Source organism: Leisingera sp. CC-HEC096, assembly GCF_059429235.1.
In genome coordinates this window covers 1-22,305 of sequence record NZ_JCAIJS010000008.1, presented here as the reverse complement: position 1 = coordinate 22,305, position 22,305 = coordinate 1, and the positions used below count along the sequence as shown (strand labels likewise).

At 64.9% G+C, this 22,305-nt stretch carries 23 protein-coding genes; 11 read left to right on the top strand and 12 right to left on the bottom strand.

Features of this window, described 5'->3' with window-relative positions; translation table 11 throughout:
• Positions 1 to 18: 18 nt before the first annotated feature.
• The 3 genes from AC5STI_RS21920 to AC5STI_RS21910 form a co-directional block, all read right to left on the bottom strand.
• Positions 19 to 864, bottom strand: a complete 846-nt coding sequence (locus tag AC5STI_RS21920; RefSeq protein WP_495448344.1) for a universal stress protein — start codon at positions 862 to 864, stop codon at positions 19 to 21.
• 108 nt (positions 865 to 972) lie between these two features.
• Positions 973 to 2,415, bottom strand: a complete 1,443-nt coding sequence (locus AC5STI_RS21915) for a sensor histidine kinase (RefSeq protein WP_495448343.1) — start codon at positions 2,413 to 2,415, stop codon at positions 973 to 975.
• A 5-nt stretch (positions 2,416 to 2,420) separates the two neighbouring features.
• On the bottom strand, positions 2,421 to 3,155 hold the full coding sequence (locus AC5STI_RS21910) for a response regulator transcription factor (protein ID WP_495448342.1): 735 nt from the start codon (positions 3,153 to 3,155) through the stop codon (positions 2,421 to 2,423).
• Positions 3,156 to 3,371: 216 nt separating this feature from the next.
• Between AC5STI_RS21910 and AC5STI_RS21905 the strand changes: the two genes are divergently transcribed.
• The 8 genes from AC5STI_RS21905 (at position 3,372) to AC5STI_RS21870 (ending at position 11,771) form a co-directional block, all read left to right on the top strand.
• Positions 3,372 to 4,616: an ABC transporter substrate-binding protein gene (locus AC5STI_RS21905; RefSeq protein ID WP_495448341.1), complete on the top strand. Its 1,245-nt coding sequence runs from the start codon at positions 3,372 to 3,374 to the stop codon at positions 4,614 to 4,616.
• Positions 4,617 to 4,675: 59 nt separating this feature from the next.
• Positions 4,676 to 5,548 (top strand): carbohydrate ABC transporter permease, encoded by an 873-nt coding sequence (locus AC5STI_RS21900; protein ID WP_475054464.1) that lies wholly within the window; start codon positions 4,676 to 4,678, stop codon positions 5,546 to 5,548.
• A complete protein-coding gene (locus tag AC5STI_RS21895) occupies positions 5,541 to 6,437 on the top strand; it encodes a carbohydrate ABC transporter permease (protein ID WP_495448340.1) in 897 nt (298 codons plus the stop codon). The genes AC5STI_RS21900 and AC5STI_RS21895 overlap by 8 nt, the downstream gene beginning before the upstream one ends.
• 4 nt (positions 6,438 to 6,441) lie before the next feature.
• A complete protein-coding gene (locus AC5STI_RS21890; protein ID WP_495448339.1) occupies positions 6,442 to 7,539 on the top strand; it encodes an ABC transporter ATP-binding protein in 1,098 nt (365 codons plus the stop codon).
• Positions 7,536 to 8,423, top strand: a complete 888-nt coding sequence (locus AC5STI_RS21885) for a glucokinase (protein WP_495448338.1) — start codon at positions 7,536 to 7,538, stop codon at positions 8,421 to 8,423. The genes AC5STI_RS21890 and AC5STI_RS21885 overlap by 4 nt, the downstream gene beginning before the upstream one ends.
• Positions 8,424 to 8,598: 175 nt before the next feature.
• Entirely contained in the window at positions 8,599 to 9,963 is a 1,365-nt protein-coding gene (locus AC5STI_RS21880) for an MATE family efflux transporter (protein ID WP_495448337.1), read from the top strand.
• A gap of 324 nt (positions 9,964 to 10,287) precedes the next feature.
• Positions 10,288 to 11,145 (top strand): formate/nitrite transporter family protein, encoded by an 858-nt coding sequence (locus tag AC5STI_RS21875; protein WP_495448336.1) that lies wholly within the window; start codon positions 10,288 to 10,290, stop codon positions 11,143 to 11,145.
• A 128-nt stretch (positions 11,146 to 11,273) separates the two neighbouring features.
• Positions 11,274 to 11,771 (top strand): ferritin-like domain-containing protein, encoded by a 498-nt coding sequence (locus AC5STI_RS21870; protein WP_495448335.1) that lies wholly within the window; start codon positions 11,274 to 11,276, stop codon positions 11,769 to 11,771.
• Positions 11,772 to 11,853: 82 nt separating this feature from the next.
• On the opposite strand, the gene AC5STI_RS21865 is transcribed toward AC5STI_RS21870, so the two are convergent.
• From AC5STI_RS21865 to AC5STI_RS21830, 8 genes are all read right to left on the bottom strand, one after another.
• Positions 11,854 to 12,891, bottom strand: coding sequence for a phosphatase domain-containing protein (locus AC5STI_RS21865; RefSeq protein ID WP_495448334.1), 1,038 nt, complete (start codon positions 12,889 to 12,891; stop codon positions 11,854 to 11,856).
• A 108-nt stretch (positions 12,892 to 12,999) separates the two neighbouring features.
• A complete protein-coding gene (locus tag AC5STI_RS21860) occupies positions 13,000 to 13,338 on the bottom strand; it encodes a RidA family protein (RefSeq protein WP_490399706.1) in 339 nt (112 codons plus the stop codon).
• 9 nt (positions 13,339 to 13,347) lie between these two features.
• The gene (locus AC5STI_RS21855) at positions 13,348 to 14,742 is read right to left on the bottom strand and encodes an FAD/NAD(P)-dependent oxidoreductase (protein WP_495448333.1); all 1,395 of its coding nucleotides are present in this window, start codon (positions 14,740 to 14,742) and stop codon (positions 13,348 to 13,350) included.
• A complete protein-coding gene (locus AC5STI_RS21850) occupies positions 14,729 to 15,040 on the bottom strand; it encodes a (2Fe-2S)-binding protein (RefSeq protein ID WP_495448332.1) in 312 nt (103 codons plus the stop codon). Before AC5STI_RS21850 ends, AC5STI_RS21855 begins: the two co-directional genes overlap by 14 nt.
• Positions 15,015 to 16,115, bottom strand: coding sequence for an NAD(P)/FAD-dependent oxidoreductase (locus tag AC5STI_RS21845; RefSeq protein ID WP_495448331.1), 1,101 nt, complete (start codon positions 16,113 to 16,115; stop codon positions 15,015 to 15,017). Before AC5STI_RS21845 ends, AC5STI_RS21850 begins: the two co-directional genes overlap by 26 nt.
• 69 nt (positions 16,116 to 16,184) lie before the next feature.
• On the bottom strand, positions 16,185 to 17,177 hold the full coding sequence (dctP, locus tag AC5STI_RS21840; protein ID WP_495448330.1) for a TRAP transporter substrate-binding protein DctP: 993 nt from the start codon (positions 17,175 to 17,177) through the stop codon (positions 16,185 to 16,187).
• A 32-nt stretch (positions 17,178 to 17,209) separates the two neighbouring features.
• The gene (locus AC5STI_RS21835) at positions 17,210 to 18,508 is read right to left on the bottom strand and encodes a TRAP transporter large permease (RefSeq protein WP_495448329.1); all 1,299 of its coding nucleotides are present in this window, start codon (positions 18,506 to 18,508) and stop codon (positions 17,210 to 17,212) included.
• Entirely contained in the window at positions 18,505 to 18,975 is a 471-nt protein-coding gene (locus tag AC5STI_RS21830) for a TRAP transporter small permease (protein ID WP_039183725.1), read from the bottom strand. The genes AC5STI_RS21835 and AC5STI_RS21830 overlap by 4 nt, the downstream gene beginning before the upstream one ends.
• Before the next feature lie 111 nt (positions 18,976 to 19,086).
• Between AC5STI_RS21830 and AC5STI_RS21825 the strand changes: the two genes are divergently transcribed.
• The 3 genes from AC5STI_RS21825 to AC5STI_RS21815 all read left to right on the top strand — a co-directional run bounded on the left by AC5STI_RS21825 (position 19,087) and on the right by AC5STI_RS21815 (position 21,201).
• Positions 19,087 to 20,025: a LysR family transcriptional regulator gene (locus AC5STI_RS21825; protein WP_495448328.1), complete on the top strand. Its 939-nt coding sequence runs from the start codon at positions 19,087 to 19,089 to the stop codon at positions 20,023 to 20,025.
• A gap of 548 nt (positions 20,026 to 20,573) precedes the next feature.
• Positions 20,574 to 20,822: a hypothetical protein gene (locus AC5STI_RS21820; RefSeq protein ID WP_475054432.1), complete on the top strand. Its 249-nt coding sequence runs from the start codon at positions 20,574 to 20,576 to the stop codon at positions 20,820 to 20,822.
• A gap of 193 nt (positions 20,823 to 21,015) precedes the next feature.
• Positions 21,016 to 21,201 (top strand): PLDc N-terminal domain-containing protein, encoded by a 186-nt coding sequence (locus AC5STI_RS21815; protein ID WP_475054430.1) that lies wholly within the window; start codon positions 21,016 to 21,018, stop codon positions 21,199 to 21,201.
• A gap of 81 nt (positions 21,202 to 21,282) precedes the next feature.
• On the opposite strand, the gene AC5STI_RS21810 is transcribed toward AC5STI_RS21815, so the two are convergent.
• Positions 21,283 to 22,305 (bottom strand): mechanosensitive ion channel family protein (locus AC5STI_RS21810; protein ID WP_495448327.1); only part of this gene is annotated, 1,023 nt, incomplete at its 5' end.

Sequence of the window (22,305 nt, the reverse complement as noted above, 5' to 3'; positions counted from 1 at the left end):
TCTGGGCGGCGGGGCTGGTCAATGGGCGAACAGGACCGGCAAGGCGGTTTGCTCCAGCAGGCTGCGGGTGGTGCCGCCGAACACCGCCTCGCGCAGGCGGGAATGGCCGTAGGCGCCCATCACCACCAGATCCGCCCCGGCCTCGCGGGCGCGGTCCTGGATGGCGCTGCCGGTATCATGGCCGCCGGTGGGGAACTGCGACAGGGTGACGGTGCAGCCGTGATGGCTGAGCCAGGCGGCCATGTCCGCGCCCGGGTCCTCGCCGTCGCGCGCGTCGCTCATGTCCGGGTCGAAGCAGCCGATCACCACCTCTTCCGCCGCCTTGAAATAGGGCAGGGCGGCATGGGCGGCGCGGGAGGCGGACAGGCTGCTGTTCCAGGCCAGGAACACCCGCTTGCGGGCCTCGAAGGGGCTGCCGTTCACCATCAGCGGCACGGGTGAGCCGAACAGGATGCCGTGCACCGCATCGCGGAACACCTCCGGATCCTCGCGCAGGCCTTCTGCCGCTTCGGCGATGTCGCAGGTCAGCGCCCGGCGGGCGGCCATCAGACGGATGTCCGCGTCGCTGGCAGTGACATACTGCACGTCGCCAGGGGTGTTGCTGCGGGCCAGCAGCGCCTCCACCTCCGCTGCGCGGGCGGCCTGTGCAGTGCGGCAGCTTTGCAGGGTTTCCAGCCATTCGTCCGGCACCGCCATTGCGCCATAAGCAGAGGCGCCATAGGCGAAATAGGGCATGCCGGGCAGGGTCTTGAGCAGCAGGCAGGCCAAGTGCGCCTGCTGTTCGCGGGCGGCCTCTGCGGCGGCGGTGATGGCGGTGTCGCTGGTGCTGCTGCTGATCGCAAAGAGCAATGTTCTGCGGTGCATGGCGGGCCTCCTCCCCGGTCGGCGCGGCAGATGCCAGTGTGCCGCTTCAGCCATTAAACCAGCGCCTGCGGCTGATGCCATGATCCTGATCAATGCTTCAGGGCGCGGTCAGTTGCGGCAGATCTCAAGGCAGGCGCGCAGGCCGCGGCGGCCATCTTCGAAATACAGCTGCCCGCCGTGCTGCTCGGCCACGGTGGCGACGATCGTCAGACCCAGCCCGAAGCCGTCAATGGCGCGCGTATTGTCGCCGCGCCGGAACGGGGCGATCACTTCGGTGATCTCCGCCGCCGTCATGCCGGAGCCTTCGTCTTCGACCGTGATGATGGCGTGGTCGGCAGTGGCGCTGAGGCCGATTGCGGCGCGGCGGCCGTACTTCAGCGCGTTGTCGATCAGGTTGGAGACCGCCCGCTGCAAAGACACGGGGCGGGCCACCACCAGCATCGGCTGATCCGGCGGCATCGCGCTGTGTCCGGGGGCGGAGGTAAAGACCGAGCGTCCGCCAGCGGCTACCTGCGGCTCGGGGCAAAGCAGCTCAACCGGTTTGCCGAAGTCCTGATAATCGGCTGCGACCGCCTCGATCAGCGAGGTGAGGGAGAGGCGGCGCGGGGTCTCGGCGCTCATCTCTGCCCGCGTGTAGGTCAGCACGCTTTCGATCATGCCGGTCATGGCGTCCAGATCGGTTTCGAACTTCTGCCGCAGCTCCGCGTTTTGGATCAGCGCCGCGCGCAGCCGCAGGCGGGTCGCGGGCGTGCCGAGGTCGTGGCTGACGCCGGACAGCACCGCGGCGCGGCTGGCGAGTTGCGCGCGTTCGGCCTCCAGGTGGCTGTTCACCGCTTCGACGATTTCCTGCAGCTCGGCCGGGCCTTGCACGGCATAGGCATCGGGACCGCCGAGGCGGCGGCGGCCATGCAGGGCGCGGGCAAAGCGGCCGAAGTGGGCGGAGGTGTCGAGCACCAGAGTTGCCAGCACCGCCAGTACCAGCAGCGACAGCAGCACCGCAGGCAGGCGCAGGTCGCGGGGCGCGGCGGTGCAGCCCCAGACCGCGGTGCCGTCCACCCGCTGCCACGGGCCATAGCCAGCGCGGGCAAAGATCACCGGTTCGCTGCAATAGGTGGCCAGCAGCCGCGTGACTGCGCCCAGTTTCTCTGCCGCGGACTGGCCGCCCGCGGGCGGCAGCTCCGCCACCGGATAGCGCAGGCTGCCGGAGGCGATGACCAGCGCCAGCACCTCGCCCGACAAGGGATCGGGACCGCTGTCGAGGATCGAGACATTGGTGAAGAACGCCGGTTTCGGGATGCCATCCAGCCGCAGGTAATCGCCGCTGGCCAGAAACGCCGCCTGCGCCGGGTCCACCGGGGTGACCGCCACGCCGTCGGGCGGTGAGGCGCCGCGGCGCAGGGTGCCGTCCAGGGTGATGCCTGCGATGGTGGAGCGCGTTAGATGCGCCTGCCAGTTGGCGCCGGACTGGAACCACAGCCAAGCCGCGGCCAGTCCTGCGGCAAAGGCGAGCGGCAGCAGGATCAGGCCCAGGGTTCTGAGGCGCAGCGCCATGCGTGTCAGCCTTCGCCGGTCTCGACATCCACCGCAAAGACATAGCCGGTGCCGCGTTCGGTGCGCAGCATCCGGGGATCCTTGGGGGTCTGTTCGATCTTGGAGCGCAGGCGCCCGACCAGCACGTCGATGGCGCGGCCGGAGCCCTCGTCCGTTCCGCCCTCGCCGGTCACATCCAGCGCCGCGGCGATCTCCTCTCGCGTGAGCGGAATATGCGGATTTGCCAGAAACACCTTGAGCAAGCCGGTCTCGCGCCGCGACAGCGCCACCTGCACCCCGGCGGGGGAGATCACCTCGTCCCGCTTGGCGTCGTAGGTCCAGCCGGCAAAGCGGAAAGTGGCGACGCTGCGCCGGTAGGTCAGCGAGGAGGAGCGGCGCGCCCGCTGCAGCACCGCGCGGACGCGGGCCAGCAGCAGATCGGGGTTGAAGGGTTTGGCGATGTAATCGTCGGCGCCGGATTCATATCCCGCCATCCGCTGGTGATCGGCGGACAGGGCAGAAACCAGGATGATCGGCACATCCTGTTCGCTGCGCAGCCGGGTGCAGATCTCCACCCCGTTTTCGTCGCCCAGCATTACGTCCAGCAGGATCAGGTCGATCCGCCCCGCCGCGATCTGGTCGCGGATCTCTGCCTCGCTCCCGCAGGGCAGCGCGATAAAGCCGTTCTGGCGCAGGTACTGGGTCAGCATCATGCGCGTCTCAACGTCGTCATCCACCACCAGCAGCCGCGGAATCGCCATTCGTCTGTGTCCTCCCCAAGACGGCCTTGACGGCCCTGTGTTTGTAACACCATGCAACAAAATCCATTGCTGCGTAACAACAGGTAACAGCTGGCCGGAAAATCTGCTGCGCCGGGTCCGGGCCGGGCGGCAGGGTGATTGAAAACGGACCGGATGTTTTTGCAAACTTGGCAGGAAGGCTGCGGGGAGCGGCCATCTTATAGGGAGGAATGAGCGATGAAATTCACCGCTTTTGCGGCCGCATCGGTCGTGGCGCTGGCCTGTGCGGCCCCGGCAGTTGCCGAACCGCAGGCCGAAGTTCTGCACTGGTGGACATCCGGCGGCGAGGCCAAGTCGGCTGCCGTGCTGCAACAGGAATTTGCCGACAACGGCGGCACCTGGACTGACATGCCGGTGGCGGGCGGCGGCGGCGATGCGGCGATGACCGCACTGCGCGCCCGCGTCCTGTCCGGCAACGCGCCGACCGCGGTGCAGCTGAAAGGCCCCGCCATCCAGGAATGGTACGAGGAAGGCGTGCTGGCCGATATCTCCTCCGTCGCGGAGGCCGAGGGCTGGGCGGATGTGCTGCCCGGCTCGATCGCCGAGCATATGAAATGCGAGGGCAAATGGTGCGCCGCACCGGTGAATGTCCACCGGGTCGACTGGATCTGGGCCAATGCCGCGCTCTTGGAGGCCAACGGCATCGAAATGCCCCAGACCTGGGAAGAGTTCAACGCCGCCGCTGACAAGCTGATGGAAGCGGGCATCACCCCGCTGGCGCATGGCGGTCAGGCCTGGCAGGACGCCACTGTTTTTGAGGCAGTTGCGCTGGGTATTCTCGGTCCGGAAGACTTCCGCAAGGCCTTTGTCGAATTGGACATGGACACGCTGAAGTCGGACAAGATGGCCGCGGTGTTCGACCAGATGCGCAAGATGCGCGGTTATGTGGATGCCAACTTCCCCGGCCGAGACTGGAACCTGGCCACCTCGATGGTGATGAACGGCGAGGCGGCGTTCCAGATCATGGGCGACTGGGCCAAGGGCGAGTTCCTGGCCGCGGGCAAGGAGCCGGGCAAGGATTTCCTGTGTGCCTCGGTGCCGGGCGACGGGTTCCTCTATAACGTCGACAGCTTCGCCATGTTCGAGGTGGACGGCGAAGACAAACAGGCCGGGCAGGACCTGCTGGCCAAGCTGATCGTCGGGCCGAAATTCCAGGAGGTGTTCAACCTCAACAAGGGCTCGATCCCGGCGCGGGTTGATGTGAAACTGGACGCGTTTGACACCTGTGCGCACCTGTCGGCCAAGGACATGGGCGTAAGCGCCGAAAACGGCTCGCTGCTGCCCAGCTATGCCCACGGCATGGCGCTGCGCGGCGCGCAGTCGGGTGCCATCACCGATGTGGTGACCGCGCATTTCAACTCGGACATGTCCTCGGATGAGGCGGTGCAGATGCTGGCCGACGCCGTCGCCAACTCCATGTGAACCTCCCCCGGGCCTCGCGTCCTTCGGGATGCGGGGCCACCTATTCAAGGGCCGTTACAATGTCCCAATGGCTTGAACGTCATATTCCGAAGATGGTGCTGGCACCGTCCTTCGCCGCTGTGCTGGTGTTTGTCTACGGCTTCATAATCTGGACCGCCTGGGTGTCGCTGACCCGATCCCGCCTGCTGCCGAAATACGAAATCGAAGGGTTCATCCAGTACGAGCGCCTGTTCAGCGCGCCGCGCTGGGACACTGCGATGTCGAACCTGTTCGTGTTCGGCACCCTGTTCATCCTGATCTCGATGGTTCTGGGGCTGATGCTGGCCATCCTGCTGGACCAGAAGATCCGCACCGAGGGCGTCCTGCGCACCATCTACCTCTACCCCATGGCGCTGTCGCTGATCGTGACCGGCACCGCCTGGAAGTGGATTATGAATCCAGGGCTGGGCATTGAGGCGATGGTGCGCGGCTGGGGGTTTGAAAGCTTCACCTTTGACTGGGTGATCAACCCGGACAAAGCGATCTATGCCGTGGTTATCGCCGGGGTCTGGCAGGCGTCCGGCTTTGTGATGGCGCTGTTCCTGGCCGGATTGCGCGGCGTCGATGGAGAGATCATCAAGGCCGCGCAGGTCGATGGCATCCCGGCGTGGCGCATCTATACCGCGATCATCATCCCCTCGATGGCGCCGATCTTCCTGTCTGCCTTCATCGTGCTGGCGCATCTGGCGATCAAGAGCTTCGACCTGGTGATTGCGCTCACTGGCGGCGGTCCTGGCTATGCCACCGATCTGCCTGCCACATATATGTACACGATGGCCTTTTCCCGCGGCGACATCGGCCAGGCGGCAAGCTCTGCCATGGTGATGATGGCCGTGGTGTTCGCGATCATCGTTCCCTACCTCTACTCCGAGCTGAGGGCCAAGCATGACTGATCTGACCCTGGACCCCGCCCGCCCCGCGGCAAAGAACTGGAGCCGCATCGCCTTGCGCTGGCTGCTGTTTACCTTGCTGGGCCTGTTTGCCCTGTTCTACCTGATGCCGCTCTTTGTGATGATCACCACCTCGCTGAAAAGCCTGGAGGAAATCCGCACCGGCAGCCTGATCGCCTTCCCGCGGGAGGTCACCTTTGACGCCTGGCGCACCGCCTGGTCAGAGGCCTGCACCGGCATCCAATGCGAGGGCCTGCGCCCGTTCTTCTGGAACTCCGTCGTGATCGCGGTGCCGGCCGTGGCGATCTCGACCATGCTGGGGGCGGTCAATGGCTATGTGATCGCGCAGTGGCGGTTCAAGGGCGCCAACCTGATCTTTTCGCTGATGCTGTTCGGCTGCTTCATCCCGTTCCAGGTGGTGCTGCTGCCGATGGCGCGGATGCTGGGCCTGATGGGGCTGGCAGGCAGCATTCCGGGGCTGATCTTTGTCCATGTGATCTATGGTATCGGCTTCACCACGCTGTTCTTCCGCAACTTCTATGTCACCATCCCGCAGGACCTGGTGAAGGCGGCCAAGGTGGACGGCGCGGGGTTCTTCCGGATCTTCTGGTCGATCTTCCTGCCGCTTAGCCTGCCGATCATCGTCGTCACCGTGATCTGGCAGTTCACCCAGATCTGGAACGACTTCCTGTTCGGTGTCTCCTTCAGCCAGGCGGGCACCCAGCCGGTCACGGTGGCGCTCAACAACATCGTCAACTCGACCACCGGCGTGAAGGAGTACAACGTCGACATGGCCGCCGCGATCATCGCCGCGCTGCCGACGCTGCTGGTCTATGCCGTTGCCGGCAAATACTTCATCCGCGGTCTCACGGCCGGATCCGTAAAGGGGTAAATCCATGGCACCTATTCTGGACATCACCAACCTGCGCAAGAACTACGGCGCAACCGAGATCCTGAAGGATATCAACGTCAGCATCGAGCCGGGCGACTTCCTGGTGCTGGTCGGCCCCTCCGGCTGCGGCAAGTCCACGCTTCTCAATTGCATCGCCGGGCTGGAGCCGATCTCCGGCGGGCGGATCGAAATCGGCGGGCGCGACATGACTCATGTCAGCCCCAAGGACCGCGACATCGCAATGGTGTTCCAATCCTATGCGCTTTACCCGACGATGACGGTTGCCAAGAACATCACCTTTGGCATGAAGGTGCGCGGCGCCGATGCCGCCACTCAGGAGCGCAAGCTGAAGGAGGTCGCAGCACAGTTGCAGATCGAGGCGCTGCTAGACCGCCGCCCCGGCCAGCTTTCCGGCGGCCAGCGCCAGCGGGTGGCGATGGGCCGGGCGCTGGTGCGCGATCCCAAGCTGTTCCTGTTCGATGAGCCGCTTTCGAACCTCGACGCCAAGCTGCGGGTCGAGATGCGGACCGAAATCAAGAAGCTGCACCAGAACCTCGGCGCCACCATGGTCTATGTGACCCACGACCAGATCGAAGCGATGACGCTGGCCACCAAGATCGTGGTGATGAAAGGCGGTGTGGTGCAGCAGATCGGCACGCCCGCTGAGATCTACAACAAGCCCGCCAACCTGTTTGTCGCCGACTTCATGGGCAGCCCGGCGATGAACTTGATCCCGGCGCGCGCTCAGCCGAATGGGCAGGGCACAAGGATCGAAATGGACTGCGGCGGCAGCGCGCCCATCGTGCTGAAGGACACCCGCGCCACCGGCCTGCCGCAGGACGTAATCCTGGGCGTGCGCCCCGAAGACATCGCCGAGGCGGGCTTTCGCGCCGGCGAAGGCGTGCAGGAGGCTGCCTGCCTGATCGACATGGTGGAGCCTGCGGGCGCCGATACCTATGTGGTCTCCAATCTCGGCGGCAAGCAGGTCACGGCGCGGCTTCATGCCGAGACGCGGGCGCAGCCGGGGCAGATGCTGGATCTGGCCTTTGACCTGTCCAAGGTCTCCTATTTCTCACCCGCGACCGGCGAGCGGCTGAATTGACCCCGCTGCGGCTCGCCGCAGACGTTGGCGGCACCAACACCCGGCTGGGACTGGCCGAGGGTGGTGTGCTGCTGGCGGACTCGGTGCAAAGCTTCCGCAATGACGGGTTTTCCGGCTTTGCGGAAGTGATGAACCAGTACCTGCAAGGCGCCGCGCCCGGCGGTGTGGCGGAGGTGGCGATTGCCATTGCCGGGCCGGTCACCGGCACCACCGCGCGGCTCACCAACCGGGACTGGCATTTCGACGCCGCGGCTCTGTCGCAGCATCTGAGCGGCGCGCAGGTGCATCTGCTGAACGACTTGGCGGCGCTGGGGCAAGCCTCCCCGCATCTGGGCGCGGAGTGCCTCGATACGGTGATTGGCCCGGCAGGCGATGCCGGCGGAGACGGCCAGCGGCTGGTGATAGGAATCGGCACCGGCTTCAACCTGTCGCCGGTGCTGCATGCAGGCGGGCAAGTGCAGTGCCTGAACGTGGAATACGGCCATGTCAGCCTGCCGCTGGACGTGGCGGAGCATTTGCGCGCCCGGATAGGCGATACCGGGGCCTTCCGCACGGTGGAACATCTGTTCTCCGGCCGCGGCCATGCGGCGGTGCGGGGACAGTTTGCGGACGATGACCAAGGCGCGCAGGCGTTTCAGGCGTTCTATGCAGAGCTGCTGGCGCTGCTGGCGCGCAATCTGGTGCTGGCGTTTCTGCCCGCGCAGGGGATCTATTTCGCCGGTGCGGTGGCGCGCAGCCTGCTGACCTCCCCGGCGCGGCAGGTGTTTGCGGAGGCCTTCCGCCAGCCCTTCGCACTGAATACCGGAATAGAGGCGCCGGTGTATGTCATCCTCGACGACGCCGCGGCGCTGAAGGGCTGCGCCGCCGTTACGATCAACAGCTGATCCGCGAGACACGCGCGGGCGGGCGGCCGCTGCGGATGATAATCCGGGTTATGGTAAATAAGAGATCCGCAGGGCGGGACGGCTGACGCTTTCACCTCTTTTACCGGTTGCCGGGAACGCCGCGCCCGGTTGCGGCGTTGGTCTGCAACACCCATCCGCAGCGGGAGGTACATGTATGGCACGGTCTGATCTGACCGAAGGGCCGGTCTGGCGCGCGCTGGCGCGGGTTTCGGCGCCGATGTCGCTGGGCATTCTGGCAGTTTTGTCGATCGGATTGGCCGATGCGTATTTCCTGGGTCAGCTGGGCGGCGCGCCGCTGGCGGCGGTGGGGTTCATCTATCCGGTCACAACGGCGCTGGCGTCCCTGGCAATCGGGTTGTCGGCAGGCGCAAATGCTGCCGTGTCCCAGGCCCTGGGCCGCGAGGATGAGGACAGCGCGGTGGCTCGGATGTCGCTGCATGCGGCGGGGCTCGGCCTGCTGTTGTCGGTGCTGGTGGCGCTTGGCTTTTACGTCCTGCACGGACAGATCTTCGGCTCGATGGGCGCGCGCGGCAAGGTGATGGAGGAGATTTCCGCCTATGTCCCGCTTTGGGCGCTGTCGTTCCCGTTTCTGGTGCTGATGATGCTGGTCAACGCGTTGTTCCGGGCGCATGGCAATGCGGTTCATGCGTCAATGTTCATGATACTGGCAGCGGCGGTGAACATCGCGCTCAACCCGCTGTTCATCTTCGGCTGGGGCCCGGTGCCGGCGATGGAGACCGGCGGCGCCGCGCTGGCGACGCTGGCCGGGCGGATGGCAGCTGCTGCCGGCGCCATCGCGTTTGCCGTTCATGCGGGGTATTTGCGGCTGTGCGGCCGGATCTGGCAGGACTTGTGGCGCAGCCTGCGCGAAATCACCCAGGTTGGCGCGCCGGCCGCCTTTTCCAATGCGATCAACCCGGCGGGGATGGCGCTGGTCACCGCTGCGGTGGCCACGCTGGGCGATGCCGCGGTGGCGGGGTTCGGCGCGGCGACGCGGGTGCAGTCGCTGGCGATTGTGGTGCTGCTGGCGCTGTCCGCCGGGATCGGCCCGGTGGTCGGCCAGAACTGGGGCGCAGGCAAGGAGGCGCGGGCGCAATCCGCCGTGGTGCAGGCCTGGGCCTTCTGCCTGGTCTACGGCCTGGCCCTGGGAGCTGCGCTGAGCCTTGGCGGCGGCTGGATCGCCTCTGCCATTGCCGAGGACGCGGAGGCGGCGGACTACACGCGCCGGTATCTTCAGATCGTCGGCTGGAGCCTGTTCGGCTATGGTATCCTCGTGACTGCAAACGCGGCGATGAACGCGCGGTCCAAGGCGCTGCACTCGATGGGGCTGAGTCTGGGGCGGATCACGCTGATCTATGTGCCGCTGGCCTGGCTTGGGGTGTGGGTTTTTGGCTATGGCGGGATCCTGGCGGCAGCCGTTGCCGCTAACCTCTCCGCTGTCGCCGGAGCGGTGTGGGCAGCCCGGAGCACCGGACTGTGGCCGGAAAGCGCCCGGATCACCCGGCACATTGCCGCGTAGTGGCGGCTGCGCGGGCTTGAGCGCCGCAATTAAGAGGCTGTGACCGTGCCCCTGCGAACCCTTCCGGAGGCAAAATGCCCAGAAGCTGCCTTGCAAACCTGGTGGTGCCGGGAACTTTTCCGCTTGGAAGGCGTTAAAGTGGCAGCAGGCTGCGCGCGCCACGACGGGCAGCTGTATCAAATAGGATGATCCCCCCCGGCCGCCGCCGCTTACAGGAAAAACAGCGGTGCGGATGGCAGGTCCAAAACCAGCCGCGGCGGCCCCTGCGGTGACATGGGAACCCTCCCGGCACCCGCGCAGGCTTTCCGGACAAGCAGGAGACCGATGATGACCCCCACTGACAAGCATGTGCTTGCCGCAGAAGAAAAGGAGCGCGAAGCGGTGGAGGAGGCCACCGGCCTGTCCGCCAAGCTCATCTTCGAGGCTATCCGGCTGACTGGGGAAGAAGAACTGCGGCGCCCGGTGCGGGCCTTGTGGTGGTCGGGCCTGGCGGCGGGGCTGCTGATGTGCTTCTCGGTTTGGGGCGAGGCGATACTCCGCTCCAGCCTGCCCGAGAGCAGCTGGCGGTTCATTATTGAGAACCTGGGTTACACGCTGGGCTTCGTGCTGGTCATTCTGGGCCGGATGCAGCTGTTTACTGAAAACACGATAACGACCGTGGTGCCGGTGACCCTCTGCCCGACATGGCAGTCGTTAGGGCGCACTGCCCGGCTTTGGGCGGTGGTGCTGGCGGCAAACGTTGTGGGCGCCTTTCTTGCCGCCGCTTTCCTGGCCTTCGCCCCGGTCATGTCGGAAAAGATGGCAGAGGCGATGCTGGCGCTGAGCCACCACGCGACCGGTATGCCGTGGGTCGAGGGTCTGGTGCGCGGCATCCCTGCGGGCGTGCTGATTGCGGCGCTGGTCTGGATGCTGCCGCAGGCCAATGGTTCGGAGCTGCCGCTGATTATCATAATTACCTGGCTGATTGCCTTGGGGGACTTCACCCACATCATCGCGGGCTCCGTTGAGATGGCCTTTCTGATGGTACAGGGAGAATTGTCCGTGGTTCCGGCACTGTTCCGCTTCTTCCTGCCCGTGCTGGCAGGCAATATTATCGGCGGCACGGTCGTTTTCACGCTCCTGACATGGGCCCAGATCCGGCCGGAAGTGATGGAAGCGGAGAAACGGGAATCCGCCCGCTGAAGAACGCCAGCGCCCCGAGATCCGTGCAGCCCAGAGTCCCGCCTGACCCGGGGCCGGCATACTGAAGATCCCGGAACCTTCGGGGCGGCGACCGCGTTTGTTTTCTGAACAAGGAGCAGGAGAGCCGCATGGCAGACGCACAGCAATTTGCCCCGTCCGAATCCAGCCTTTCAACCTGTGCCCGCGAGACTTCGGCTCTGGCACAGGCGCTGTCTGCTGTTCTTTCCGGTATTTGCCGCTTGGTATTCCAGACGCACGCATTGCACCGGGACGCGGGCAGCGCGATGCCGCCCTCTTTCAAAGAAGTAACCGAACAGCATTACACCAGCATGTTCTCGGCAGCGGGCAAGCTGGCGGAACAACTGCGGGTGATGGGACACTTGCCGCCCTCGCAGCTGGAACACGTTATCAAGGAGTCCCGCGCCGTCGCAGAGGAGCAAAAGTCAGGCGCAGGCTGGACGATCGCGGACTTGGCGGGCGGGCATGAACAATTGGCCGGTCACCTCCACAGGCTGACTGAGCTGGCTGCCAATCACAATGATCCGGCGACAAAGGACTGGGCCGCCGCACGCCGGACCTTCCACGAGGAGGCCGCGTGGCGTCTGCGGTCACTCACCATCCTTTAAGAGCCGCGAAGCCCCCGCAGGTGTTTCGGCGGTTGTCCCGGAACCCGGGTGCAGCGGCGGGTGACACAGGCTCAGAGCCCTTTCAACCCTGCCGGGGGACTTGCTGAATGGGCGGTCCGCCTGCCAGTTTCAGCCCCGGTTGCTGCGCCGCCCCTGCAAAGCTGGATGCGGCGAACACCGCGATGCCTGTTTCCCTCAAAGCATCCAGATCGCGTTTGTCTTCCGCACTCAGCCCGTCCGCGGGCACCCTCAGCAGCACCGCCGAAATACGGCCCGGATGGCGGCGCACCGCGTCGGCGTAGATGGACGCATCTTTCTGTCCCGTATCGCCAATCAGCACCGCAGGCAGGGACGGATGCGCGTTCAGCAGCAGGTCGATACTTTGCCCTTTGTGGCTGCCGTGGCCTGCGGAAATGAACTGGGTTTCGCTGAGCCCCAGGTCACGCAGGAACACCGGGCCGCGGATCAGACCTGCCTGCCGGAACACCTGTGCCAGAAAGGCGTGCATGTTCCAAGGAGAGGAGCTGACGTAATACACAGGATTGCGGCCCTCTTCTGACAGCTGGCGGAGCAGATCCGCCGAATCCGGAAAGATGCGCCGCGTCAGAGCGTTGCCGCTGAACGTGGTCCACAAGTTCCGGGCCAGCGAATAGGCGGAGGTCTGCATCACGGTGTCATCAATATCGGAAACCACCAGGAACCGGGCATCCGGGCGGGGAACAAGCACCGGGCACGCGGTCTGTGCCCCGCTATCGGCGATGGCAACCTGAACTTCGTGCCAGCCCGGGTCCCTGCCCGGCGGCAGCGGCAGCTGAAAATATCCCTCTTCATCGCTGACCGCGGTGGTGCCATCGTGGGTCACGGTAACGCCGGCGGCTTCATCCGTCAGAAAGAGCGAGATCATCTGCCGCACATTTTGCAGCACGCTCTGGCCATCGCGCGGGGTGCTGCCGCGCAGTTGTGTCAGGACACGGCCGCGCACGATCAAATGCTCCGGTGTGGCGTATCCGATGTAGGGATCGATCACCAGATCAGCACCGCGGCGCGGCCTGCGGGGCAAAAGCCTGTCAAGCAGGCGCTCGGCGTGCAGGGCGGTGCGGTGCAGGACTTGCTTGAGCATGTGAGACCTCGTTGCTGCTTTATGTATACAACGCATGAGGTCCCGAAAAAGTGCCCGGCTCCGGTCTGGTGCCGGGGCCGGGTTCAGGGTCTGTGCTAGGGTGCCGTATCAGCAGGCGGCGGTCACGATGATTTCCACCTTCAGATCCGGCCGTGCGAGCTTGGCTTCGCCGCAGGCCCGGGCCGGGGCGTGGCCCTTGGGCACCCAAGCATCCCAGACCGCGTTCATCTCCGCAAAGTCCTTCATGTCGGCCAGCCAGACAATCGCCTGCAGCATCTGCTGCGGCGACGAGCCGGCCTTCTCCAGCAGCGCCTCGACCCGGGACAGGCAATCACGGGTCTGTTCAGCCACATCGGCGCCATCTCCGACCTGGCCGCAGAGATAGGCCACACCGTTGTGCTTAACGATCTTGCTCATTCGGGGGCCGGTTTCGATCCGTTCGATCATCTTGTTCTCCTATTCGGCGGCAGTGGCAGATGGGTCTTCCATCGCTGCCAGTTCGCCCAGTGTCACGGGTTTTATCGGCGGCCGGATGCGGTAGTAACCGGTCTCATCCGGAGTCTGCCCGTTGGCCTCGGCCAGCAGCGCGGTCACGGTAAGCCCGCAATAACGGCCCTGGCACGGCCCCATACCCGCGCGCCCGAAGGCTTTGGCCTGGTTCGGGCCAAGGCAGCCGAGCTTGGCATAGCTGCGGATGTCGCCTGCGGTGACTTCCTCGCAGCGGCAGACGATGGTGCTGTCGGCGGGCCGCACAGCGCCCGCATAGGGCGGATAGGCCGCATCGAGGAACGGGCGCACGGCTGTTTCCCGGCTGCGGCGGCTGAACAGCGGCGCGGCCAGGCGGTCGCGCTCCGGCGCGGTGATCCGGCCCAGCTCCTCCGCCGCCTTCAGCGCGGCGATCCGCCCGGCAAATTCGGCAGCCATGGCGCCCCCGATGCCGGCGCCGTCCCCGGCGATCAGAACACCTTCCTTGGCGGTTTCACACCAGGGGCCGGTTTCAGGCACAAAGCATTGCTGCGCTTCGGACCAGACATGCGGCACATTGATCGAGCGCGCGGTCTGGGTGTTCGGCACCACCCCGTGATGCAGCAGCACGGTGTCGCAAGCGATGCTGTGCTCCTGCCCCTTGCTGCGGAAGCTCACACCTTCGGCCCGGGTGCTGCCCGCCACCGCGATATCCGTTGCGCCGGTATAGCGCGGCACGCCGGCGCGCTTGATCTCCGCCAGCATCTTCAGGCCCTTGGCCAGATAACGCCAGCCGCGCAGCGCGCCGGGCAGGTGGCGGGCTGCTGCCAGCGGGCTGGCCGCGGTCTGGGTCTCGACCAGGGCCAGCGGCGGCGTTCCGGCGCGCACCATCTGCGCCGCGATCAGATAAAGCAGCGGCCCGCTGCCGGCGAGAACGGCCCGGCGCGGCAGCACGCCGGACTGCTTGAGCAGGATCTGCGCCGCGCCTGCGGTCATCACGCCGGGCAGGGTCCAGCCGGGGGTGGGCATCGGACGCTCCAGCGCGCCGGTCGCCAGGATCAGCCGCGCGGCTTCCAACTGCTCACCGCGGCCATCTCGGACAAAGGAGATGCGGAAGCCATCCTCGATGGCCCAGACAACGGCACCTGACAGGTGAGTGATCCCCGAAGCGCCAAGGCCAGCCGTCAAGCTTGCCCCGTGCAGATACTCTTGCCCCAGAATGCCGCCGCGCGGCCCCGCGGCGCGGTCCACCTCGCGGTAGATCTGCCCGCCGGGGCGGTTTTGCTCGTCCAGCAGGGTGACGCTCAGGCCCTGTTGGGCTGCCTCGGCAGCGGCGGCCATGCCGGCAGGGCCCGCGCCGATGATGGCCAGATCACAGCGCTGCATCATTTGCCTCCGCTTCATGCGGGCGGGCGATCTTCATGCCCTCTTCCACTTCCAGCATACAGGCCTGCTGCACCCGGCCGCCGGTCTCTACCAGGCATTCGAAACAGGCGCCCATCATGCAGAACGGCGCCCGCGGTGCGCCGGAGACCGGCGTATGGCGGAACACCTGCACGCCGGCGGCCAGCAGCGCGGCGGCCAGGTTGGCGCCTGCTGGCAGGTCCAGCGGCTCGCCGTCGAACCAGACCCGCACGCGGGGGGCATCGCCTGCCAGCTCAAGAAACGGGGAATCGGTCTTCACTGAACACCTCCAGATCAGGGGCGGCCGCGGTGCCTTCCAGCCAATCCGGCAGGAACAGCGCATGGGCCGCGGCCAAGGTGATGCCGCTGTGGCAGGTGACAAGGTAAGCGCCCGGCATCTCGGGGCTTTCCTGGTAGATCGGCAGGCCGTCGGGCGACAGGATGCGCAGCGCGCCCCAGCTGCGCACCAGCTGCGCGCGGGCCAGCGCCGGGTAGGCTGCGATGGCCTCGGCAGCCAGTCCGGACAGGCCCGGCTGCGTCACGCTGTCGTCCAGCCCGACTTCCTCGTTGGTGGCGCCGATCTGGATGCCGCCCTCGTCCACCTGGCGGGCAATCAGCGAGGGGCGGTTGATCAGCTTCGGCAGCTTCTCGGTGATCAGCACCTGGCCGCGCTGCGGCCGCACCGGCGCCTTGAAGCCCAGCTTGGGGCCCAGCTCCATCGCGCCTAAGCCCGCAGAGAGCACAACCTTGCCCGCCGTGACCGTGGTGCCGTCGCTGCACTGGACCTTGAACGCATGCGGTTTGGAAACCTCGGTGACGGTCTTGCCGTTCAGGACCGTGCCGCCCAGCCGCCGCACGTCGTCGGCCAGCGAGACCAGCAGGCGCAGCGGGTTTGCATGGCCGTCCTGGTGGTGCAGGATCGCGCCCGCCACCTTGGGGCCGATATGCGGCTCTTCGCGGCTGAGCGCATTGCGGCCCAGAACCTCGTAAGGGTAGTTACCGCCCAGCTTGTCCTTCAGCGCGTCATATTGCGCGACAGTGGCGTAAAGCGTCTCTTCAGAGAAATGCAGATCATAGCCGCCGTTCTGCTGCAGCCCGACGGAGCGGCCGGTGCCGTCCTCCAGCTCTGCCGCAAATCCGGCCCACGCCTCCGCGGATTGCTGGCTCCAGCTGGCATAACGCGGCTGCTTCATGCCCTTGGACTGGACCCAGACCAGGCCGAAATTGCCGCGGCTTGCGCGGAACGAGCCGTCATCGCCGTCCAGAACCGTCACGCGCTTGCCGCGGCGCAACAGCCCCCAGGCCACGGACAGGCCGACAACGCCGCCGCCGATCACTGCATAATCTGCTTCCATCCTGCCTTTTCCCAAAGGTTGGCTGCGGTTGCGGGGCGGCGCGCGGCCGCCCCGGTCTGTCATGCGGGATTACTTGCCGATCTGGTCAAGAATGCCCTGGCCCCAGTCGGCGCCAACGTCCTCCAGAACCACCGGCCAGACGTCTTCGCGCACCTTGGCAGCCATCGCAGACAGTTCGTCGTCGCTCAGATCGACCACCTTGGCGCCCAGCTCATCGGACAGGCGCTGCTCCCACTGGCCCTGGTCCTTTTCGGCGACGGTCCAGCGCTGCGCTTCAAACTCCGCCGCGGCGGCTTTCAGCGCCTCCTGATCTTCTGCGTCCAGCTCAGCCAGCGAGCCGTTAGAGATGATCATGTACCAGACTTCAAAGTGGGTGTTGGCGGGCACATAGGTCTTGGTCACATCACGGAACGAGGCATAGTAGCCCTCGGCGCCGGAGCCGATGACGCCGTCAACAACGCCGGTCTGGATCGCGGTGAACGCTTCGGAGAAGGGGATCGGCGAGGGGATGTAGCCAAGCGCTTCGCCGGTCAGCTGGAAGCTTTTGATGCCGGGCACCCGCACCTTGATGCCGTTGGACTGGGACGGGTCGCCCGGGTTGACCGCATCGGTGTTCAGCGCGATGCCGCCGAAGTAGACCGGGTAGGCCGCCAGCATGGTGATGTCCTGCTTGGCATAAAGCTCTGCCATCACGTCGCGCACCGCACCGCCGGGACCATAGATCTCGCGCGCCTCGGCCCAGGTGTTGGCCAGGTAGGGAAAGGAGCTGATCTGCATCCGGCGGTCTGCCGCGGCTGCGGCCGGCTGGGTCGCCATGTCGATGGCGCCGACGCTGATGCGCTCCTGCACGGTGGTGTAGTCGCCGAGCGCGGAGGCCGGGAAGATGTTGATCGAAACGTCGCCGCCGGTGGCCTCATCCACCTGGGCCGCAAAGGCGCGCAGCTCCTTGTCGATGGTGGTGTCCTGCGGGCGCACGTGGCTCATCTTGAGGTCGGCAGCTTGGGCGAGGCCCGCCAGCGACATCAGGGCAGCAGCAGCGGTGCCGGTCAGAAAATGTTTCATGGGTAGTCTCCTCCTTAAGGTGTCAGGTGTGTTCAGTAGCCGAAGAAACGCGGCAGAAAGAGCGACAGGTCGGGCCACAGCGAGGTCAGGAAGACCACCGGCACATAGCCTGTCAGGATCAGGATCATCGCGGGCGGGATCACCTTGGTGACCTTCACGTTGCCGATCCGCGCGCCAAGGTAGAGGATCGAGGCATAGGGCGGGGTGACGCCGCCCATCGCGGTGTTCACACCCATGATCGCGGCGAACTGTACCGGGGTGACGCCGATCGCCTGCATCAGCGGCAGCAGCAGCGGCGCGATCAGGATGATGGCGGTGACGTCGTTCACGACCATGCCGACCAGGAACAGCAGGATGTTGATGAAGATCAGCAGCAGCACCTTGTTCTCGGTGATCTCGAAGATCGCGCTGACCATCTTTTGCGGGATTGCCTCATAAACGAACATCTGGCTCAGGATCATCGAGAACAGGATCATCACCATGATCGCGCCCACCGCCGTGGCGGCTTCCTTGCCGGCCTCCAGGAAGCTGTTCCACTTCAGGCCCTTGTAGATGAAGAAGCCGACCGGCAGCGCATAGATCACCGACAGGGCCGCGGCTTCGGTCGGGGTCATGATGCCGCCATAGATGCCGCCCAGGATGATCACCGGCATCAGCAGTGCCGGGGTTGCGTTAAAACCCTTCTTGGCCACATCGCCCGCCAGCTCAGAGAAGCTGGGCGCGTCATCCAGCACCAGGTTGAACTTGCGGCTCATCCACAGGTTCATGGCCGAGAAGTTGAACATGATCAGCAGGCCCGGCCCCAGGGTCGCCAGGAAACAGGCGAGGATCGAGGTATCGGTCACCCAGCCATAGACGATCATGGTGACAGACGGCGGGATCAGCAGCCCCAGGATCGAGGAGTTGGCAATCAGCGCGGTGGCGTATTCCCGCGGGTAACCGCGCTTCTCCATCTCGGGGATCAGCAGCGGGCCGATGGCGGCGATGCCAGTCAGGCCGGAACCGGAGATCGCACCGATGATGGCGCAGCTGACCGCAGCCACAACGCCCAGGCCGCCACGGATATGGCCGATGAAGGCATTGACGAAGTTCAAAAGCGAGGCCGCGATGCCGCTGGCTGACATGATGGTGCCTGCCAGCACGAACAGCGGAATGGCCAGCAGAACCGGGTTGCCCAGCTGCTGGGAGCCCCAGAGCATCATGCCCTTCATGGTCACATCGCCCAGGAAATACATGATCATCAAGGCGGCGCCAAAACAGTAGGGCAGCGGCACGCCCAGGGTCAGCGTCAGAACCAGAACGGCGATGGCAAGGAGTGCGATTTCAATCATTTTGCGGCTCCGGCGCGCAGGGCGTTGATATGGCGGAACAGGTGCACCGCGGTGTAGAGCATCATCAGGGCCAAACCGGCCACGAGCGCCACTTCGGAATAGAATGTCGGCAGGTAGAGCGTCGGGCTCTCCTTCCAGACGCGCCAGGCGTACTGGGTGTATTCCCAGGCCCAGCTCAGCAGCCACAGGCCGACGGTCAGGCTGATGATTTCACCGATGATCGCCAGCACGGTATGGCCGCGCTCTGTCTTGATGGCGATCTCCAGCACGTTGGCGCGGATGTGGGTGTCCTCGCGCGAGGCGTTCACAGCGCCCAGGATGTAGAGCCAGATAGTCGGGTAGAGCATGGTCTCCTCCAGCCCCATCACCGGGATCTGCAGCAGATAGCGGGTGACCACCTGGACAAACTGGCCCAGGGCCACCAGACAGATCAGCCCCGTCAGCAAGTATTTTGAGAATGTGTCCATCGGTCCTCCTTCCGGTGTCCCCTCACCGGTTTGGCGGATTTGGCTGGACAAAGGGCATAAGATCAATTTCAAAATATCTGTGACTCCATAAATTGCCTTGATACCCACACAATGAACTTCTCGATCCGCCAGATCTTCACCTTCCGCGAGGTCATGCGCAGCGGCTCCATCTCGCAGGCCGCGCGCACCGTCGGGCGCACCCAGCCCGCCGTCAGCACGATGATCTCAACGCTGGAGGGCGAACTGGGCTTCAGCCTGTTTGTCCGCGAGCAGGGCAAATTGATTCCGACACCGGAAGCGCGGTTCTTTCTGGAGGAATGCGAGACCGTCCTGGAACGCATCGAGCGGATCGAGCGTACGGTGAGCAAGATCCGCGGCCACGAGGCCGGCAAGCTTCGCGTTGCCTGCCACCCGGCGGCGGCCGGGCTGTTCATGCCGCGGATTCTAACGGATTTTCTGCAAGGCAAGGATGAGCTTGAAGTCTCGCTGATCATGCGGTCGTCGGATGTGATCGAGGATCTGATCGCCTCGCAGCAATACGATATCGGATTTGCCGAAACTCCCGTGCCGCGCCCATCCATCAAGCAGATGGATTTCGACCTCGAAAGCGTCTGCATCGTTCCGGAAAGCGATCCGCTCGCTGCGGCGGAAGAGATCACACCGCAGGACCTGGACGGGGCGCCGATGGCGGTGCTGTTTGAAAAGCACCCCATGACGGCCCGGACAGAGGCGGCGTTTCAGCGCAGCGGCTGCCGGTTCCGCAAGCGGTTGGAGCTGCGCACCTGGGCGCCCGGGCTGCAGTTCGTTGCAGCTGGCATGTGCTACATGATTTGCGACATGATCACAGCCTATGGGTGTCTGCAGCAGCGCCAGACAACCGAGGGGCTGGCGATTCGCCGGTTCACGCCGCGAATCGGCTCCAGCGTTTCAATTCTCACACCTGGATATGCCACCCAGTCTCTAACCTCCGAGGCCTTCACGGCACGGCTCTGCAGTGCCATCGAGAACATGCAGACCGAAATGGAAAACTGCCTCAATCGGCAACCATAAAAGTAGAAAGCTTCCGGAGGAGGCCGCCGGCAGCGTCCAGCTATTAGTCGCCGTTCAGCGGCGTCATCAGCAGCACCGGCTTGCCACTTCATTGATACCGGTGCCGTCTCTTGCGTGGGAGATGTGCCGAGGACTGAATTTCCTTTGCACCCAGCCCCGGGCCTCCGCACCCGTTTTGATTTTGCCGTAAGTCTTGGGATAGGTCCCAATGCTCGGTTCCGAGGCCGTGAACCCGGCCAGAAGGTTTTCGCATGCCCTGTACCCGATCTACCCCGAATACAGCCATCTTCGCGCGAAGGTGAAGGTGTTCATAGCCGTCATACTAAACCAGTCGGGCGGCGAACTTCCGCCTTGGGACCGCGGCGCCGGCTTGAGAACCCTGTAAAATACCGCGGCATATCGTCGGTCGGGTCAAAAATTGTTTCCTTTATAATCAACGCCTTGAAGCGAAACACCTTAGGAAATGCCAACAGCGGCCGCAAACAGCACGGGAACAAATTCGGACACAGGCGCGTTGACCGGCTGAAGCAACCCGAAAGGACAGTACTATGAAACCCTCCTATATCTTCGCCGCTGTGGCCGGCATTGTTGTGCTGCTTTTTGCTGTTTACATGATCGACATTGATCAGACCGAAGAAGCCCGCCTACCCGACGTCGACGTCAGCGTTGAAGGCGGCCAGATGCCTGAATTCGACGCTGATGTCGGCGATATCGAAACCGGTTCCAAGGACGTGACTGTGACTGTCCCGACCGTCGACATTCAAAGCCCGGAAGAAGATGCCAAGGACGATAGCTGATCCTGACTTTCGGCAGATATAAAAAGCGCAGCGCAGCCCGCTGCGCTTTTTTTTATGTTCTGGCATCGCCTGAGGCATACAGCCCTGAGTCTGGAGCAGCGGCCCCAGCGGTCGAGCCGTTTGGATTAAATTCGGAACAATCTCCGGCTGTGCGCGTTGAGTATTCAGATCATCAAGCCCAAGGGGAAACACGATGGAATATGGACTGATTGGCCTTCTCGTTCTGGCTGCCGACATTTACGCAATCATTCAGGTCCTGGGATCCGGGGCCTCAACCGCGGCCAAGATCGTATGGGTGCTCGTTATCCTGATCCTGCCGGTGCTGGGCTTCATTGCCTGGCTGATCGCAGGCCCGCGGTCCTCCGCGGCAAAAATTTAACACTGCCGTCATTGAATTGTCCCGGCCCGGCTCTGTAAAGCCGGGCCGGCTTCTTGCGCAGGCAAGCCCATTGCGGCCGCCTCACTCCGCCTTTTGCTCGGCGTCCAGCAGGTTTTCGCCGCCATCCAGCCCTTCGCGCTCCCGCTCCGCCGCTCCGGCAACCGCCAGCTCCGCCCGCTCCGGGTCGGCCGCTTCCGGCAATTCGGCGCTGGCTGTTTCCCGCGTTCCCGGTTCGGCCGGGGCTTCCTTGGCCCGGGCGTCCGCTGCCACGGGCGCGCTGTCCAGCCGGACCCTGTAGATCGGCTCCGGCAGGCCAAAGCCCGCCCCTTCCAACGCCATCTTGGCGGCCCGGATCGCTTCGCCGCGCGCCTTGGCGAAGTCCACCCGGGTCTGGTCCACCCAGCCTGTGAAGGTCAGGATCACGTTGGAATCCCCGACTTCGCTGATCCAGGCACCGACCTCCGGATCCTCCAGCACAAAGGGCTGTGCCTCCAGCGCGGCAACGGCGGTGGACAGGGCCGCCGCCAGATCCGCATCGGCATCGACGCCAAGATCAAAGCCGAAGCGCCGCCGCGGGTCGCGGGTGAAATTCACGATACGGCCCTTGAACACCGTGGCGTTGGGAATACGGATGTGGTTGCCCTCGGGCGAGATCAGGATGGTCGCGCGCGAGGTCAGCCGCGCCACGGTGCCCTGGTCGCCCTGGATATCGACAAAATCATTGGGCCGGAACGGCTGCCGCAGGCTGAGCAGGATGGAGGCAATGAAATTCTCCACAGTGTCCCGCACCGCAAAGCCGAGCGCCAGCCCGACCACCCCCGCCGCCCCCAGCACCGCGCCGATCAGGGCGGTGGCGTTCAAAATGTCCAGTGCCAGCACCAGCCCGGTCAGAATGAACAGGATCCGCGCCACCGCCCGGTAGACATCGGCGATAAAGGCATTGGGCGCCAGCCGGGTCCAGATGCCGATCCGCGTGGTCAGCAGCCAGCCGCCCGCCGCCACCGCCGCAAAGGCGGCCAGCGCCACCAGAAAGATCGGCCCGTTTGCCAGCAGGTTGCGGGTCCGGGCGGCAATCCGTTCCATGGCCGGGGCCAGCCGTTCTTC

Bases quoted from the DNA above. Each gene is read 5' to 3' on its own strand.
- AC5STI_RS21910 (WP_495448342.1), bottom strand. From the start codon at position 3,155: ATGGCGATTCCGCGGCTGCTGGTGGTGGATGACGACGTTGAGACGCGC.
- AC5STI_RS21915 (WP_495448343.1), bottom strand. From the start codon at position 2,415: ATGGCGCTGCGCCTCAGAACCCTGGGCCTGATCCTGCTGCCGCTCGCC.
- AC5STI_RS21830 (WP_039183725.1), bottom strand. From the start codon at position 18,975: ATGGACACATTCTCAAAATACTTGCTGACGGGGCTGATCTGTCTGGTG.
- AC5STI_RS21875 (WP_495448336.1), top strand. From the start codon at position 10,288: ATGATGACCCCCACTGACAAGCATGTGCTTGCCGCAGAAGAAAAGGAG.
- AC5STI_RS21860 (WP_490399706.1), bottom strand. From the start codon at position 13,338: ATGATCGAACGGATCGAAACCGGCCCCCGAATGAGCAAGATCGTTAAG.
- AC5STI_RS21845 (WP_495448331.1), bottom strand. From the start codon at position 16,115: ATGGAAGCAGATTATGCAGTGATCGGCGGCGGCGTTGTCGGCCTGTCC.
- AC5STI_RS21855 (WP_495448333.1), bottom strand. From the start codon at position 14,742: ATGCAGCGCTGTGATCTGGCCATCATCGGCGCGGGCCCTGCCGGCATG.
- AC5STI_RS21905 (WP_495448341.1), top strand. From the start codon at position 3,372: ATGAAATTCACCGCTTTTGCGGCCGCATCGGTCGTGGCGCTGGCCTGT.
- AC5STI_RS21820 (WP_475054432.1), top strand. From the start codon at position 20,574: ATGAAACCCTCCTATATCTTCGCCGCTGTGGCCGGCATTGTTGTGCTG.
- AC5STI_RS21865 (WP_495448334.1), bottom strand. From the start codon at position 12,891: ATGCTCAAGCAAGTCCTGCACCGCACCGCCCTGCACGCCGAGCGCCTG.
- AC5STI_RS21900 (WP_475054464.1), top strand. From the start codon at position 4,676: ATGTCCCAATGGCTTGAACGTCATATTCCGAAGATGGTGCTGGCACCG.
- AC5STI_RS21835 (WP_495448329.1), bottom strand. From the start codon at position 18,508: ATGATTGAAATCGCACTCCTTGCCATCGCCGTTCTGGTTCTGACGCTG.
- AC5STI_RS21870 (WP_495448335.1), top strand. From the start codon at position 11,274: ATGGCAGACGCACAGCAATTTGCCCCGTCCGAATCCAGCCTTTCAACC.
- AC5STI_RS21920 (WP_495448344.1), bottom strand. From the start codon at position 864: ATGCACCGCAGAACATTGCTCTTTGCGATCAGCAGCAGCACCAGCGAC.
- dctP (WP_495448330.1), bottom strand. From the start codon at position 17,177: ATGAAACATTTTCTGACCGGCACCGCTGCTGCTGCCCTGATGTCGCTG.
- AC5STI_RS21895 (WP_495448340.1), top strand. From the start codon at position 5,541: ATGACTGATCTGACCCTGGACCCCGCCCGCCCCGCGGCAAAGAACTGG.
- AC5STI_RS21890 (WP_495448339.1), top strand. From the start codon at position 6,442: ATGGCACCTATTCTGGACATCACCAACCTGCGCAAGAACTACGGCGCA.
- AC5STI_RS21825 (WP_495448328.1), top strand. From the start codon at position 19,087: ATGAACTTCTCGATCCGCCAGATCTTCACCTTCCGCGAGGTCATGCGC.
- AC5STI_RS21880 (WP_495448337.1), top strand. From the start codon at position 8,599: ATGGCACGGTCTGATCTGACCGAAGGGCCGGTCTGGCGCGCGCTGGCG.
- AC5STI_RS21815 (WP_475054430.1), top strand. From the start codon at position 21,016: ATGGAATATGGACTGATTGGCCTTCTCGTTCTGGCTGCCGACATTTAC.